13 protein-coding genes are annotated in these 15,864 nt (G+C 40.9%); 4 read left to right on the top strand and 9 right to left on the bottom strand.

Features of this window, described 5'->3' with window-relative positions; all coding sequences use genetic code 11:
- Nucleotides 1–11: 11 nt before the first annotated feature.
- On the top strand, nt 12–212 hold the full coding sequence (locus tag AACU32_RS35435; protein ID WP_096606936.1) for a hypothetical protein: 201 nt from the start codon (nt 12–14) through the stop codon (nt 210–212).
- Nucleotides 209–469, top strand: a complete 261-nt coding sequence (locus AACU32_RS35440; RefSeq protein WP_096606937.1) for a ParE family toxin-like protein — start codon at nt 209–211, stop codon at nt 467–469. The genes AACU32_RS35435 and AACU32_RS35440 overlap by 4 nt, the downstream gene beginning before the upstream one ends.
- An 11-nt stretch (nt 470–480) precedes the next feature.
- Here AACU32_RS35440 and AACU32_RS35445 read toward each other — a convergent pair whose 3' ends face one another.
- The 3 genes from AACU32_RS35445 to AACU32_RS35455 form a co-directional block, all read right to left on the bottom strand.
- Nucleotides 481–816, bottom strand: coding sequence for a XisI protein (locus AACU32_RS35445; RefSeq protein ID WP_096606938.1), 336 nt, complete (start codon nt 814–816; stop codon nt 481–483).
- On the bottom strand, nt 804–1,223 hold the full coding sequence (locus tag AACU32_RS35450; protein WP_096606939.1) for a XisH family protein: 420 nt from the start codon (nt 1,221–1,223) through the stop codon (nt 804–806). The genes AACU32_RS35445 and AACU32_RS35450 overlap by 13 nt, the downstream gene beginning before the upstream one ends.
- Nucleotides 1,224–1,405: 182 nt before the next feature.
- Nucleotides 1,406–4,453: a zinc-dependent metalloprotease gene (locus tag AACU32_RS35455; RefSeq protein ID WP_096606940.1), complete on the bottom strand. Its 3,048-nt coding sequence runs from the start codon at nt 4,451–4,453 to the stop codon at nt 1,406–1,408.
- A gap of 506 nt (nt 4,454–4,959) precedes the next feature.
- Here AACU32_RS35455 and AACU32_RS35460 point away from each other — a divergent pair.
- The gene (locus tag AACU32_RS35460) at nt 4,960–6,714 is read left to right on the top strand and encodes a pentapeptide repeat-containing protein (protein WP_096606941.1); all 1,755 of its coding nucleotides are present in this window, start codon (nt 4,960–4,962) and stop codon (nt 6,712–6,714) included.
- A 401-nt stretch (nt 6,715–7,115) separates the two neighbouring features.
- Here the strand turns inward: AACU32_RS35460 and AACU32_RS35465 are convergent, their stop codons facing one another.
- The 6 genes from AACU32_RS35465 to AACU32_RS35490 all read right to left on the bottom strand — a co-directional run bounded on the left by AACU32_RS35465 (nt 7,116) and on the right by AACU32_RS35490 (nt 13,526).
- Nucleotides 7,116–8,564 (bottom strand): DNA phosphorothioation-associated putative methyltransferase, encoded by a 1,449-nt coding sequence (locus AACU32_RS35465; RefSeq protein WP_096606943.1) that lies wholly within the window; start codon nt 8,562–8,564, stop codon nt 7,116–7,118.
- A gap of 45 nt (nt 8,565–8,609) precedes the next feature.
- Nucleotides 8,610–8,996: a DNA sulfur modification protein DndE gene (gene dndE / locus AACU32_RS35470; protein WP_096606944.1), complete on the bottom strand. Its 387-nt coding sequence runs from the start codon at nt 8,994–8,996 to the stop codon at nt 8,610–8,612.
- A gap of 51 nt (nt 8,997–9,047) precedes the next feature.
- Complete coding sequence (locus AACU32_RS35475; protein ID WP_096606945.1) at nt 9,048–9,395, bottom strand: type II toxin-antitoxin system PemK/MazF family toxin; 348 nt, start codon at nt 9,393–9,395, stop codon at nt 9,048–9,050.
- Nucleotides 9,392–9,640, bottom strand: coding sequence for a hypothetical protein (locus tag AACU32_RS35480; RefSeq protein WP_096606946.1), 249 nt, complete (start codon nt 9,638–9,640; stop codon nt 9,392–9,394). Before AACU32_RS35480 ends, AACU32_RS35475 begins: the two co-directional genes overlap by 4 nt.
- A gap of 93 nt (nt 9,641–9,733) precedes the next feature.
- Entirely contained in the window at nt 9,734–11,716 is a 1,983-nt protein-coding gene (dndD, locus tag AACU32_RS35485; protein ID WP_096606947.1) for a DNA sulfur modification protein DndD, read from the bottom strand.
- A 499-nt stretch (nt 11,717–12,215) separates the two neighbouring features.
- Complete coding sequence (locus AACU32_RS35490) at nt 12,216–13,526, bottom strand: aminopeptidase P N-terminal domain-containing protein (RefSeq protein ID WP_096606948.1); 1,311 nt, start codon at nt 13,524–13,526, stop codon at nt 12,216–12,218.
- A 940-nt stretch (nt 13,527–14,466) separates the two neighbouring features.
- Between AACU32_RS35490 and AACU32_RS35495 the strand changes: the two genes are divergently transcribed.
- Nucleotides 14,467–15,804, top strand: a complete 1,338-nt coding sequence (locus tag AACU32_RS35495) for an FG-GAP repeat domain-containing protein (RefSeq protein ID WP_096606950.1) — start codon at nt 14,467–14,469, stop codon at nt 15,802–15,804.
- Nucleotides 15,805–15,864 lie beyond the last annotated feature (60 nt).

A 15,864-nucleotide genomic window follows, 5' to 3' on the forward strand; every position in this document is an offset into this window, starting at 1 on the left:
GTTTATTAATTATGAGTAGTTTACAGGAGATTGAAAAAGCTATAAGTCAACTATCGCCGGAAGAGCTTGCTGCTTTCCGTGCCTGGTTTGCGGAATTCGATGCGGCTGTATGGGATAAACAGTTGGAGGCAGATGTAGCAGCAGGACGGCTTGATGCCCTAGCAAACAAAGCATTGCAAGATTTGCAAGCAGGACGCTGTACCGATCTGTGAGACACAGAGCAAACCCAGATTTTTGGTATTACTATCGACAATTACCAACTGATATCCAAGAATTTGCCGATCGATGCTACGAGTTACTCAAGCAAGATCCTCGCTATCCTTCGCTACATTTCAAGAAAGTAGGACGTTTTTGGTCAGTACGAGTGGGTTTACACTATCGTGCGCTGGCTGTGGAACAGGATAACGATTTTGTCTGGTTCTGGATTGGGTCACACGCAGAATATGACAAACTTTTGGACTATGGATAGCAAGTAGATAGTTAACTCACAGCATAATCTGTATACTGACGCATATAAGGCGGGTGAAACCCAACGACAATATCGTGTTTTGGTACTCCCATTGCAGTTAGTTTCTCGCCTACATCCTCTTCTGTACCATTCCATTGAATCCAAATTTTGCCGTTTTTGATATCAAAATGCATCACTGGCCCATAAATTCTCCGTTTATTTTGCCAACCAATATATATTAGTTGGTAATGATCTTTTGCTACATCAAAAATTGTTTGGGCTTCTATTTCATCATTAGATGCAGCAAATTGGGCATATTCTGTCAGTAATTGCCGAATACACTCCCGGTATTTCTCTAAATCTGCCATAGAATAATTTCCTCTGTTTCTACATCGTAAACTATCAGATTTATTTGACTACGTTTGATAATAGTTTGAATAAACGGTTTTTTAAAAAAATCGTTATAAGTGTTTAGTGGAACTGCTAAATACAAAACTCGCACAGAACTTATTTCTTCTAAAGCATATCGATAATTAATAAACTGCCCAATTGCAGTATGAAACTCATAAATAGTTGAAGTGCCTATAAAACTTTTAACTTCAACTGCTATTTTTCGTCCTTCTCGTTCTGCTGCAATAATTTTCTCTGCTCCCAAATCAATGTACATATCGGCAATGCCTTCTATGCGAATTAATAAGGGATCATGAGTAATTTGCCACCCATCTTTCTGTAATGCCGATTTCACAATGTCGTGAAATTTATCTTTAGCTGACATAAACTGTTTTCTCAGCCTGTGTGAGCATTTTAGATATATTTTGCTAGATACTGCGCCAGGAAAGCCAAGGGAAGGGAGATGAGGAAGGGGGACAAGGGAGACAAGGAAGAAATAACTAATTATTCTTCACTTTTGACTTTTGACTTTTGACTTTTGACTCTTGCCCCATGCCCCATGCCCTATTAATTACTTCTTAACGGCGCATTCAAGATTTTTTCAATGCGATCGCGTGTTTCTAAGATGTGCGCTTTTGTATACTCATCGTCAGAATTTACTCCTGCTAGTTTTTCGTTGAGTTGCTTAATCTTATACCAAGCTAAGGTGCGAGCATCTTCGGGGACGTATTCTTTCCGTAACACTATCTCACTCAGAATATTTACGTATTCCCGCTGTAAGCCGCGTCTCAGGCTAGAAATCTTCAGTGGTTTGCCTTGGGGTTTGAGTACTTCTGTCCAAATGCCATTTTGCAAAGTATCAAATAATTCTGGTAGACTCAAGGCTTTACCTTGGGGACTCTTGAGTTCGATGTCTTTGAGACGGGAAAGGCGATCGCCTGAAAGTAAGTCTACTAAGACTGCACTTTGCAAGGTCAAAACCAAGTCATGAATGGGGTAATCTAAACGCCCAATCGCCGGATAGCTACCCCAATGATACCAACGGGAAGGGGCTAATTTATTCAGCAGGTCTGGTGAGAAGTTAAAAGCATCCTCCGCAAATACATACTTTTGTAAAGTTTCTAAAGCCTGCCGTTGTTGTTCTACGGGTACAGGTTCAAATGGTAATCGGCGGGGGCGAATACCTGTCTTGCTGGATGGGGTTTCGCCTGCATGGATGCGATAAAAAGACTGACCACCAATATATTTTGTGGTATAAAAAATATTTTGGAAATAGTTACCCAATACTGAGCCAAAGCGATCGCTCAAATCGCTATAACTCTCACCCGCTACTGGGTAACGTTTAGTCAGGCGATCCCACATGAGGCGAGAATTATCTAACTGCCATTGAGCATAGCGCAGGACATTACCGCTATTGTCCCAAGCGTTGGCAGTGGGATCGAGGTCGTAGCGATCCTCATCTGTGGAATAACTTAACTCTGGGCGATCGGATTGACTGGCAATTTCCTCTAAAATCGGCTTTTCCGCTATGGGAGTTGTGGCTTGAGTTGGCATATAACCATACTGAATTGCCCAGTCATCATAAGGCCCTACCATACTAGGAAAATAATCTCCCTGCTTTGTACCTTGGGGTGCGATATTTGGGGGAATATAATCCATCACCGAAGCAGTCAGACCTCTGTTAGTGGTAATCTGCTTATCGTTCAACTCCTCTGGTGGTAGCAAGTTACTACCACGGAAGTTGTGGCGTAACCCTAAGGTATGACCTACTTCGTGGGCAATAATTAAGCGTAAGTATTGATTGATATACTCTTTGATTTGGTCTTGGCTGGAGGTGTTGTCTTCTAACAGTGTCATCGCCATTGCACCCAAAGCAAACTGATTAGAAGCTTCTATCCCATAGCATAAATCCGACTCTCCAGCCAATTTAGCTAAACGGCTCAACATTGGCTTTTGCTGCTGCTGAGAATTATTTTGGGATTTTGGGCCTAATTTATTGACGCAGAGCGTGTTATTTTGCATCATCGCCGTTAAAGAAGTCCGGTTTTGTACTTGGTTAGGTTGTACTAATTGACGATATTCATTCTTCAATACACGGACAAAGCTGCCATCTACTAAAATATCTGCATCCAAGATTTCTCCAGTCAAGGGATTAACGCGGGATGGCCCTCTGGCAAAAAAGCCATCTATGGTATTAATCCAGCGAATTGTGTTGTAGCGAATATCGGCTGGGTCCCATGTAGCATTATCTGGCATTTGCCGGACTTCGATCGCATCTTTGAATCCTGCTTGCAAAAATGCTTTATTCCACATTAATATTCCTTCTTTAATCGCATCGCGGTACTCATAAGGCACAGCGTTATCTATCCAAAACACAATCGGTTTTTTGGGTCGAGATACGGGGGCTTGGGGATCTTCCTTTTCCAAATTCCAGCGATTGATATAACGCATAAATGGATCGCCGCGATCGTCTTTGGATAAATCTTGGTAGGCAGTGATAAAATAGCCAACGCGATCGTCAGCTAAACGCGGTTGATATTTGTTGTTTGGCAGTTGGGAAAGACTGTAGTGGATGCGTAAAGTGAAGCCACGGCTGTCTGGTAGGGACTCGAAGTTTAGGGCTTCACTCTCGCGACTGCTACCGCCAGCACCAGAAAAATTTAAAACTGTCTCAACTTCTAAGTTTTCGGGAAAGACTTTCGCATTGCCAAAATAAGATTGATCTGTTCCGCCAGGGATACCCAAACTTAAAGACAAGCCAGCTAAGTCTGTGAGTAACAAATCGCTCAAGTCGATTAGTAAAGTTTTCCGTTCTGGATGGATGCTTTTAATGGGAATAGTATATAGTACAGAATCGCTAAAAGAGCGGACGAGCGATCGCGCCTGCGGATCTCCTTCCTTGGTACGAAAATTAACATTCCGGACAGCAAATTGCAAATTATTATCTATCCGTTTGAAATAAAATAAAAAATCCTGCAAAGGCATACCGCTGTAAATACCCTGTTCGCCAATCCCCGATTCTAAGGTTGACGTAGCTAGGTAATTTTTATTTAGTTGTTCTGGCTGAATTTCTAAATAAATTTTATTTTTTTCTTTCTGGCGATAAAGGGTGAACAGTCCCTGTTGCTTTTCTGTATCTTTGACGACTTCATCAAAAGCTTCTAAATCATCCTTTTTTGCTGGTTTACTAGGTGTGCTAGGCTTTTCATTTGGCTTGTCTGGGGTTTTTCCCACTACCAACAAAGGTTGTTTTCCCGCTTGTTTGGGATTTGGAACTATCCAATTAAACGGTTGCTGTTGTACCTGTTGGTTTTGATTCAGTACCCAAACTTGCTCTGAGCTTTTTAACAGCGAATCACCTATCGGCGATCCTCCACGAGCAATTTTTCTCGAACCATTGTCTTTGAGCTTTAAAAGTTCTAGAGCAGGCTGGCTACTACTATCAGATGGCTTTGTAACTCCAGATTTTGCTTGAGTCACACCAACTATATCTACTTTTTGTTGGGTGCGTAACTCAGTATTCAGTTCATTTGCAGGTGGTGACTTAGCACTAGCAGTTGTTACTCCTAAAAACAAACCATGCAACAAAATTACATAAAAAGTTAATTTATTCATCAAATCTACCCCCGACAACAATCATTAGTTAATTTTTCATTATTAGCAAAGTCAAGGAGCTTTGCTGTTATCTAACAGAAGCTCACTTAAAAAATATTATTAGCAGGCTGATATGCAGCAGTAAACCTTTTTGTTAAGTTATCATTACTATTCTTCAATCCTATTGGACAGTTTTACTGTAGTATTTTTGCTAACAATTGTATCTGTAGCCGATAGTACGTATTATTTTTACATCAGATGAGTAAACTTGCTGGGAAGAAAGTATAACAATTTGGGCAAAATCAATGACATTAGTGGAAAATGTACAACTTCTCAAGCTGTCAAATTTAATTTATCCGCAGAAAAATACTCAGGCTCCAATGAAGTTAGCTCCTATTGTGGAAGACCTTGATAATAAAAGTTATAAAACATACAAGTATCTTAGTAATTTCAGAAGCATGTGAGTGAAGACAACCTTTAGATCATTTTTCATAAATCAGTAATTAAATAGTAATCCAAGATACAAAATGTCATATTTGTCACAAATTTGGAAGCGTTTAAGCAATTACGCCAGGGTTACAAAGTTACCGGAAGTACCACAAACAACATCGCTGTCAGCCGAAACAGTTGTACCTACTAGGAAAAAAACTGCTCAAGATTTAGATCAAAACTTTAAATCGTTGGCAGAGAATTTACAAGACTCTTTATTACTCCAACAGCTGCACAAAAAATTAGAAGAATGGGGAAAACCAGGTAATGGGTTACCGCCTTTGACAAGGGATACACCAATCGCGCCACACCAAGCAAGAAAGCATCGCCAATTTTATCAAGAGATTTACGATCTACTAGGTCATGCAGCCTTAACACCAGAAATAGTTGAACAGGTAATGAAGTTGCTGATTGCTAGGAAAAAATTTTATCCACTGCTGCTGTTTTACCGTCTAGAGGAATTTTATCGCCGCTGGTGCCAGGGTGAGTTTCTGGATGCTGCACCTGATGATAACTTGCCTCAGAAAAAAATGTTAAAAATGTTAGCACAAAATATCACTATCGGATTGAGGCAAGTAGATATATATACTGGATTGAATGTATTAATTTTACTATTGGAGTTCCACCGCTACGCTCAAGGGCGAGCTGAATTGCAACAGCTAATTACCTTTTATCCATCTAACCAACCAGATACGGAAAATTTTTTTACATCCCAACTACTGCGCATAATAAATTATAGCGATGCGATTGAAATTGGTAATTTTACTAGTATTGTTGGTGAATTCCTCAAAGGTGGAAACTTTCGGGGGGCTTACCTAGGCAATGCCAACTTAGCAGGTGCTAACTTTAGCGGTGCTAACCTCAGTGGTGCTTACCTAGGGGATGCCAATCTCACAGGAGCGAATTTTAGTTATGCTGATCTCAGCGGTGCTAACTTTGGGGATGCCAATCTCAGTGGTGCTACTTTTAGCCATGCCAACCTCAACCACACTGACCTCAGTAGTGCTAATCTCAGTGGTGCTAACCTCAGCCACGCCAACCTGAGTCGGGCTAACCTCAGCCACGCTGACCTCAGCAGCACCAACTTCAAAAATGCCAACCTCAGCAGTGCTGACCTCAGTAGTACAAATCTCAAAGATGCTAAGCTCAACAATGCTGACCTCAGCCACTCTAACCTTTTCGGTGCCAACCTCAGTGAAGCCAAACTCAGTGGTGTTAACCTGAGCCATGCCGACCTTTGCCGCGCTGACCTCAGTGGTGCTAACTTGAGTCGTGCTATTCTTAACGGCACAAACCTCAGTGACACAATTCTCTTCAGTACCAACCTCAGTGACGCTATTCTAGTCGCCGCCGACCTCAGCTATGCCAAGCTGAATGGAGCCAAACTCAACTATGCCAAACTCAACGGCGCTATGTTCTTAGGTGCCGATCTCAGCGGTGTAGATTTGAGTGGAGTGCTGCTAAATGAAGCTGACCTCAGTGGCGTGCTGCTGAGTGAAGCTGACCTCAGCGGTGCTGACCTCAGTGATACCATGCTCTTCGGTACTGACCTCAGCTATGCGAACCTCAACAAAGCCAACCTCAGTGGTAGTAATTTGAGTGGTGCTTTGCTCAATGGTGCAGATCTCAGCCATACTAACCTCAGTTGTGCCATTCTCAGCAATGCTGATGTGACAGCCGCCAACCTCGCAGAAATGACCTGGGGTGAAAAGCAACAATGGGAAACCGTCCGGGGATTAGAGCAAGCGGTAAATGTCCCAGAATTATTGAAGCAGCAGTTGGGGTTGAGTTGAGCTATTGGGTATGGGGCATGGGGCATTGGGTATGGGGCATGGGGCATTGGGAATAGGGCATGGGGCATTGGTGATTGAGTTTTTTGCTAATTCTGCTTTGTTGCTTCAATTGCTGTTTGGGGATACTCATTTGTTATATCGGAGTACTCATTTGTTATATCGGAGTACCCATTTGTTATATCGGAGTACCCATTTGTTATATCGGAGTACCCATTTGTTATATCGGAGTACCCATTTGTTATATCGGGGTATTCATTTGTTATATCGGAGTACTCATTTGTTATATCGGAGTACTCATTTGTTATATCGGAGTACTCATTTGTTATATCGGAGTACTCATTTGTTATATCGGAGTACTCATACTCAATGCCCAATGCCCAATGCCCAATGCCCAATGCCCATTAACTTTGATAAACTCGATGTCCCCTAATTTCTACCTTATGGGCAGCTAAACATTTTTCCCAACCTTCACGAGTACCAATTTCACTTTTCTGCTGGAGTAGCCCTAATTGCTGTTCTTGTTGGGTGAGTTGGGCAAATTCTTCGTAGAGTGGGTAGTGGGGTGTGACAAAGGTTTCTTTACGATGCAATATTGGGGGATTGGCTCTGGTTTGGTAGTCGCGGTGAGTGATTTTTAATGTATCAAAGTCAATAATAATACTGGCTTTTAAAGCTGGATGGGGATCAGTGTCAAAGTCTGGATAAAATAAATAGCAAATTTGCGGTTTGTCGGTGCAAAATTTAATCAAAGTTGCACCATCTACACGCCCAATGGTACGACTGGCGCAGCCTTCATAAATTCGCAGTAAGGCATCAAGTTCTGCTAGAGCCAGAACATGGACATACAAAGCACCACGGGTATGTTTACCAATTTTGCTTTTTTCGCAAGCAGTTTGGATGACTCTAGGTTGACCTAAGCTAAAGAGTTTTTGGTCGGCGACTCCACAAGCTTCTTCATAGCTACCAAAAAAGGCTTTGATGTCGTGGCGGATTTCTGGGGCTAGTTTATGCCATGCTGGACGTTGCTCGAAATGGGTGAGGGCGAGATAAACTTGAATATCCAGAGAGCGACGATAAGCGATCGCATCCCATTCTACTTCATCAGTAACTTGTAATACTACGGCAAAGGCACGGCGGAAGTTACCAAATTCACTCAGTAGTTCCTGTTCATTGCTTAATTCCCCTTTGACTGGTAATCTCCCACGTTGGGTGAAAAAAGCCATCAATGGTGTGAGTGTTTCTTGGTAATCTTCAAACCGCTTGCTAGGAATGCGGACTCTGGGCGTAGAACTTCGAGAAAAGAAGCGGATAGCTTTGTAACTTTCTTTTTCGGCTTCATCTCGAAATACAAAGTAAACGCCTAAAGCCACGGGTACTGCATCTACATTCAGTACCTCATCAATGTAACTTTTAAGTTCTTCTTGCTCGTAATATTTCTGAAAAGTATTGCGACGGGTAACAATACCATCGCTGTAAGCTAATTGCGTCTTACTGGGAGCATTAATCAGAATTTGAGCGGCGACAATTAAGACTTTGCGGGTGAGTTCCCAAGCTTTGATTAAGCTTTCCCGGCGTTCTTCGGGATCTTCAATGACGTTAAGGACGTAACCCAAGTTGACAACATCGGCGGCGATAATTGATGCATCAGGATGGTAGTATGGGTCCCAACCTGCACTAGTAAAACCTAAATTTGCTACACGCTGAACATCGCCACCGTAGCCGCAACCGTAGTCAAAAAAGGTAGTTTCTGGATTGATGATTGCCCATTCTAAAGCTAATCTGACTGGGCGAGAGATGTCAATGCGGGCGATCGCAGCTCGATGACGCTCAATTTCTAACGCTTCAGGCATAATCTTCAGTTAACAGTCAACGGTTAACAGTTAACTAATATCCTGTCAATCTTTTAGCGCTAATTCAATTAAATCTTCAATTTTCTTGATATTTGGATCGCCAGCTAAGTAACCAATTCCCCGATGTAAATGCAGGCGAAATTGGGTAGCTAGGGTTTCTGTATCGGTGGCGTAACCGTCGTTGTGACAGCGTTGCTTGAGGGCGATCGCAAGGATATCAGACATTTCGCCGCCAAAGACACGCCAGGTTAATTCGACGTTGCTATCTTGGGGAATGGGGACGGGGGAAGGTGGTGTTGGTTCGGCGAGGGAACGACAAAATGCCCATCTGCATAATATGTTCCATTGGTCAATCTTGGTGCTGCGTTTAAGTTTGGTAAGTTGCTCTTTGGCTGTTTGGGAAAGTTTGATTCTTTCGATTGGTGGTTCCATGATTAAAGGGTGAGGTCTGTTGAATTCACGTTAAATTATGATACTTTTGAGTTATAAACCCAAACAGTAGCGAACCGCAGTTTCAACTTCAAGCATCTTGGAGTCAGAAATTTTCCCAGATGGATCAGCAGGAAAGCGATTTGGATCTAAAGAACGAATCTGAAAACATAAAAACACTGTTTCTATTAACAATCCACTGTCACTTGAAGATACTCGTATATTGGTTGGATAATCGCGCTTAACATTTGTTCCTTTCGTCCCTACGACTACAGTCACAACCAACGGTAATTGGTTGATAGCGTCTATAGATAAAACTAAAACTGGTCTTGTTCCTGCTTGTTCTCGTCCCTGTACTGGATTAAGATTTATAAAATAAATTTGTCCTCTCTCGATGCTCACAACTTTTCTAACCCATCCATTTCTGTCACACTAAATTCATTATTTATAGAGGTGATTTCTGTTTGTATATCTAAATCACTAGCCATTGTAACTAGTTGTTCATTCATATATTCAAGATTAGTAAATTTATCTAAGTGCTTCCTTGCTTGCACTTGTTTTGCTATCCGCTCTGAAAGCCATTCTAGTTGTTCTAATGAAAAATTACGTAGTTCCTGCTCTATTTTGAGTAAATGTGGTGAGTTCATAATTGCAGATCTACTTTTCCAAGGTCGTTATATATATTGTAAATATTTGGGCTGCCATAAAATCGCGATCGCTAAATTTTTCAACGATATCTACTACCAAAAATATTGATTTTCTACTACTGTTGTTTGACGAGTAGCAGAGTCATATTTTAAAAGGTATTCGTGAGCGATCGCTTCATTCTCTCTCAGTACTTGTACTTGTTTTTTATCTATTTCTGTATCAGTAGATAACAGTATTACTTGATGACTGGCGGACGGAAAGTAACGTTCTACTAGGTTACTGCGGTGGGAAGAATCGAGTCTACCGAGAGGAGTGTCAATTGCTACAGGAAGACGGCGACCGGAGACTCTGGCTAATCCCCACAAAAATGCGATCGCTAATAGTTGTTTTTCCCCAGCAGACAGGCGATGTTTGGGGACAGGTTTACCATTTAAGTCGTAAAGCGAAAGGCTGAAGTTATGGGTGTCGATGGCGACGCGATGAACTAAATCGGATTTGTGTAGCAAGTAACGAAAGCATTCTGTCACTTCAACTTCTAATTTATTGAGTTTTCTTAGAGTTAATTTTTCTCGAAAAACTTTAAGAGTTTCTTGAACTCTAGCCGCTGATTCAATAATATGTTCTTTGTTTTGACGTTTCAGACTCGTCTCTGTGTAGCTTTCTAAATCTTTTTTGGTACTGTAAATCTCTGTTTCTAATTCAACTAAGCGGCGTTTCGCTATTTCCCAAGCAGCCTTAGCTTCAGCAACTTCCTGTTGTGCTTGTTGTAATTCATCGGCTAGTCTTTGATATTCTTCTGGCGAAGCTGCGGTTTGAATTTGTCTTTCGAGAGTGATAATTTCTTCTTCCTGAGACTGAAGAAAGGTAAATTTATCTTGAGCCTGAGTTTTTGCATAACCCAGGTAATGATGAATGACATTATCTAACTGATTCAGGCTCTCTCTATCAGCTAATAACCAAGGTTCGCTGATGACTGCGCTATTTAAATCTTGATTTTCTTGCTTGATAAATTCTTGAATTTGAGTAACTGCTGACTCAGCGATAGTTAATTTATTAATAAAATTGAGTAACTTCTGCTCTCTCTCGACTAATAAATCATGAGCTACCTTCATTTGTTGAACACGAAATTCCTGTTCTCCTTGAATATGCGCTTCATTTAATAGCGGTGCAATTAATCCTAAAGGTAAAACATCAGCAGCTAATTCACACATTGCTTGACGTGCTTTTTCCGCAGCAGCAATTTTCTCATCTTTTTGTTTTTCTAAGTGACTGCGTTCTCCGGCAATTTTACCACCCTCAGAAATAAATTTATTCACAGCTTCTTGCTGCCGATTTTCGGCAACTTTTAAGTTCTCTTGCAAAGATGTAATTAATAATTCTTCTTGATTATAATCCTCTTGTAGTTTTTGCAACTTACCTTCAATTTCTGCGATATCGGCCAATTCTTTAGTATCAGCAAGTTCCTTACGTTTGCGATTGACTAAAATATCTAAATCAACAGCTAATCTGTCTGCTAACTCTAGTCCTAAAAGTCCGCTAATTGCATCTACTACCAGTGGTGGTGGTATTTCCTGTTCGGCGAGTTCTTTAACTTGTTCGCCATCAAATAAAAATAAGTTAGAAATTCCTACGGGTAGTAGATTTTCAATATATTCATCCCAAATATTAACTAAAGCCGTATCCAACCATTCATTAGCATCTAAAATACCTAAATGGTCTTTCCCATCTTTCGGATTTCTCTCCCAAGTCCGCACCACCCTGTATTTAACTGGCTGGTCATTTTCGATATGTTCAAAAACTAATTCAATCCGAGTTTTCTCAACTGGATCAGTTTTACTATTAACGCATTGGGTAAGAAAATCGCTATAACTTAAATTACCACGGGTAGAACATTGGGCACGATGCCCATAAAGCGCCAGCCGAATAGCATCCATTAAGGTTGTTTTTCCGCCACCATTCATCCCGCCTAATAAAATAATTGGGCGAGAATTTTCATGATTTCTTGGATCGAGATTTATTACCTGTTTACCAGCGTAGGGGCCAAAGTTTTGTAATACAAGTTCAAGAAATATCATTTAATTAGTTAGCAAAATTAAAGTTATAGGTCTAAGAGGATGTTTTAAAAGTCTTTGGCTGTACCTTTCCACTTATTGATCCCCCCTAACCCCCCTTTCCAAGGGGGGAACTAGAATCAAAGTCCCCCTTGGAAAGGGGGATTTAGGGGGATCTAAAAATATTTGCTACATCACTAAAGACTTTTCAAATATCCTCTAAGAGTACAGCTTAAAGAAGCTGTCACACAAAGACGCAAAGAGTATAAGTATTTAGAAATCCTGTAGCAGTCCTAAATCATGGGTAAAATTCTCTATCTTTCTTCCTTCGCGCCCTTCTCTGCGAGACGCTAACGCGTTCACGTAGTGTCTCGTAGAGAAGGCGTACTTGGCGGTTCCATTAAAAATATTTTTCACAACTCCTACAAGGATTGCTATACAGCTTAATTAGCCTGACAAAACCCGGATATGGTGGGCAATGCCCACCCTACCATATTTTCTGTCGCGCTTTTTTACAGAATTGTTATGATCTCTCCACTTCATCCACAGCTTTAGGAACCCCAGCCGTTAATACCTCATGGCCTGTGCTAGTAACTAAAACATCATCTTCAATGCGAATCCCAATCCCAACCCAGCGCGGATCAGTTTGTGGTTGGTCTTCTGCGAGTTTGGTATCTGGGACAATATAAAGTCCTGGTTCTACTGTGAGTATTTGTCCTGGTTGTAAAATCTGTGGGTTGTCGCCGTGCTGATACACACCTACATCATGGACATCCAAGCCTAACCAATGACTGGTACGGTGCATATAGTATGGTTTATATTTTTCTTCCTCAATTAACTTATCAACTTCGCCTTTAAGAATACCCACTTCGACTAAGCCCTCTGTGATGACGCGCACTGCTGTATCGTGGACTAAGTTGAAAGAATTACCTGGCTGAACTTGGGCGATCGCTTGTTTTTGTGCTTCTAAGACAATCTCATACAATATCTTTTGTTCTGGTGTAAACTTCCCACCTACAGGAAATGTCCTGGTAATATCAGAGTTGTAATAACCATAGGCACAACCTGCATCAATCAGCAGTAATTCCCCATCTTGCATTTGGCGATCGTTTTCGATATAGTGCAAGACACAGGCGTTGACACCAGAAGCCACAATTGAAGGATAAGCTGGCCCCATTGCACCCCGCAAGCGAAAAATATGTTCGATTTCGGCTTGGATTTCATATTCGTAACGTCCAGGTGCAGTTACTTGCTGTGCAAGATTGTGGGCTTCAGTGGCGATCGCAGCTGCTTGACGCATCAATTCCAACTCAGCTTGACTTTTGATCAATCTCATGCTGCCGAGAATGGGACTTGTATCTTCAATGGCGATCGGCCCTGTACCTCTTTTGGGATACGTGCGGAGTAAACTCTGATAATGTTTGAGGATTGTGTCATTAAAACTGCGATCGCGTCCTAGATGATAGTAAATGCGATCGGCTTTTTCTAAATACTGGGGTAATTTTTCATCTAGTTCAGTAATTGGGTAAGCTTCATCAGCACCATAAAGTTCTTTAGCTGCGTCTACTCCACACAGATACCCAGTCCAAACTTCCTTTTCCCGATCCTTGGGTTGAACAAACAACACAAACTGATGTTCTGCGTGATGAGGTGCTAACACAGCCACCGCTTGTGGTTCGTTAAAACCAGTCAGATAGAAGAAATCACTATCTTGGCGATAACTGTATTCTACATCATTGTGCATCACCGCCATTGGCGCACTCCGAAAAATAGCAGTACTATTACCCAGTTTTGACATCAACTGCTGACGACGCTTCTGATATTCTGCTTGCATAGCTACTTTATATCTCCAATTATTGTGATATCTTAACCTTTTCGCACTACAGATTGCATATATCACAACTATTATAAGTAGTGCCAATCCATCTCAACATAAGCAATATTTTTCGACTTTTTTCTACTATCTATTGCTGGATATTGGTAGTTATTGCCCACTATCAGTATTAAAGTTTTTCTGGGAAATATCAATTACCCATGTAGGGACACAACAATGTTCCAGAAGATAGTCAGCACCTCATAAATTTGTTATCTGCCTGATCTTTCAAATATATCAAGTTATGTTTTATTGATATTTGTCTTAATCTGTTATCTATCCATCATAAATCATTCTTAACTAGATACTCAGGTTATTTAATAAGTTTATTATGTGAGTATCTTGATATCTATAAAGAAAATCTCAATACTATATAAACCACATCTATTTTGATCACCATAGTTTTCCAAAGTAGTGGGAGCATCTTGCGTACGTATGGTAGTAGCGGGCTTTGGGTTCCGCACTACTCCAGGTTTCAAAATGGACGAGGTTTAGTTATAGATTTATAATTTTGTGATATTTTTTGCAAAAACATATTTGTTTATTATAAACATAATTCAATTGAATAACATCAGGAAATCCTGATATTTTAGATTCAAGACAAAGTTCTCTATTGAGCATAAAAAACTCTACATTAATGATAATATCTGGCTTTGCTGCTTTATCTACAAAGGCTGACATCAACAAAAAGTATTTTTATAACTGCTTATTTTGAACTTGAAAATATTAGGTAAAATAGATATATGACAACAGCCATATATCTATAAGTATTAACATTTGACAAGGCATGATTTTATAAAAAAGTCAAAAAAATATTTTTCAAATAAATGTTATTTCAGAACAGAAATTATTTAACCGAAAAAGTTACAACTTGGATAACAACCAGCTATAAAAAGAACCCATGCCTGAACCATTGTCTTTGAATACAAGTGAATGGGCCGTAGCGTCTTATGCCACATCAGACCAAATGACAAGCAAATTTGATGCTTCTTCTAGGTCGTTGGATCGCTCTCTCAGGTCTTCTTCATCATCAACAAGTGAAATATCAAATACAACAAAACCTATATCATCACAAGGATTATTTAACGCCAATCCAAATCCAAATCCTTACTTAACCAGTGCCGCAATTGTGCCCGATTTCAACGGCGATGGGAAAACAGATAAAATCTGGGTTGATGCCCAAACTGGTGAAACTCAAATTTGGTTAATGGATGGTACAACTGTTGTATCCAAGGGGTCTTTTCCTGCCGATCCAAACAACCCTCCAGGGTCAATAGATTACAAAATTGGCGATTTCAACGGCGATAATAAGACTGACTTCTTGTTACGCAATAAAGTAACAGGTGCTAATACCCTGGTGTTGATGGATGGTACAAATTTTACGAATCTGATTTCTCTAGATCCACTAGACTCAAACTGGTCACCACTAATTGGCGATTTCGATGGCGATCGCAAAACTGACATTTTCTGGCGAAATACAACCACAGGTGAAAACGCTATCTGGCTAGTAGATGGTAGCAACCCAAGCCAAGTAATTAAAAGCGGAATCAAGCTAGAAGCACTTGACGCCAGCTGGGCTCCAACTATGGTCGATTTCGACGGTAATGGTATAACTGATATCTTCTGGCGCAGTACCACTGGCGAAAACAGCGCTTGGTTTTTTGATGGTACCCAAGTTAATAAGAGTTCTCTCCAATCACAAGATGCAAGCTGGAATTTCACCTTGGGAGATTTTAACGGTGATATGCGTTCTGACTTCCTGTGGCGGAACACTACCACAGGTGAGAACAAAGTTTGGCTAAGCAATGTCCTCATTCCCAATAACGTCTTCTTCACCGAGTCTTCTGTGACAACACTGGACGCTAACTGGACATCTAGCATTGCTGATTTTAATGGTGATGGTAAGACAGATATCTTCTGGCATAATCAAGCAACAGGTGAAAATACCACCTGGTTGATGGATGGTGGTACAATCCTCACTGAATCTTTCCTCGCACCCAGTTCAACAACCGCCCAAGCAACATTTGGCGATTTCAACAACGATGGTAGAACCGATATCTACTTCCGTGATTACGCTACAGGTGCAGACGAAATTTGGCTAACAAATGCAGACGGGACAACAGTAACTAGAACTCCGATTGCAGAAACAGATAAGCTTTCCCCAATTCAAGTAGGAGAAGATGGTAATCCCATCCTCGGACCAGATGGTACACCTCTGAAAAAATGGGTTACTTTCTAGAAAATAGTTAGTTTGTCGGTTGTCAAGCAAAGACTAGCAGCGTTGTAGATCGCCCAATAT

Source organism: Calothrix sp. NIES-2100 (genome assembly GCF_963875285.1).
Classification (GTDB): Bacteria; Cyanobacteriota; Cyanobacteriia; order Cyanobacteriales; family Nostocaceae; genus Aulosira.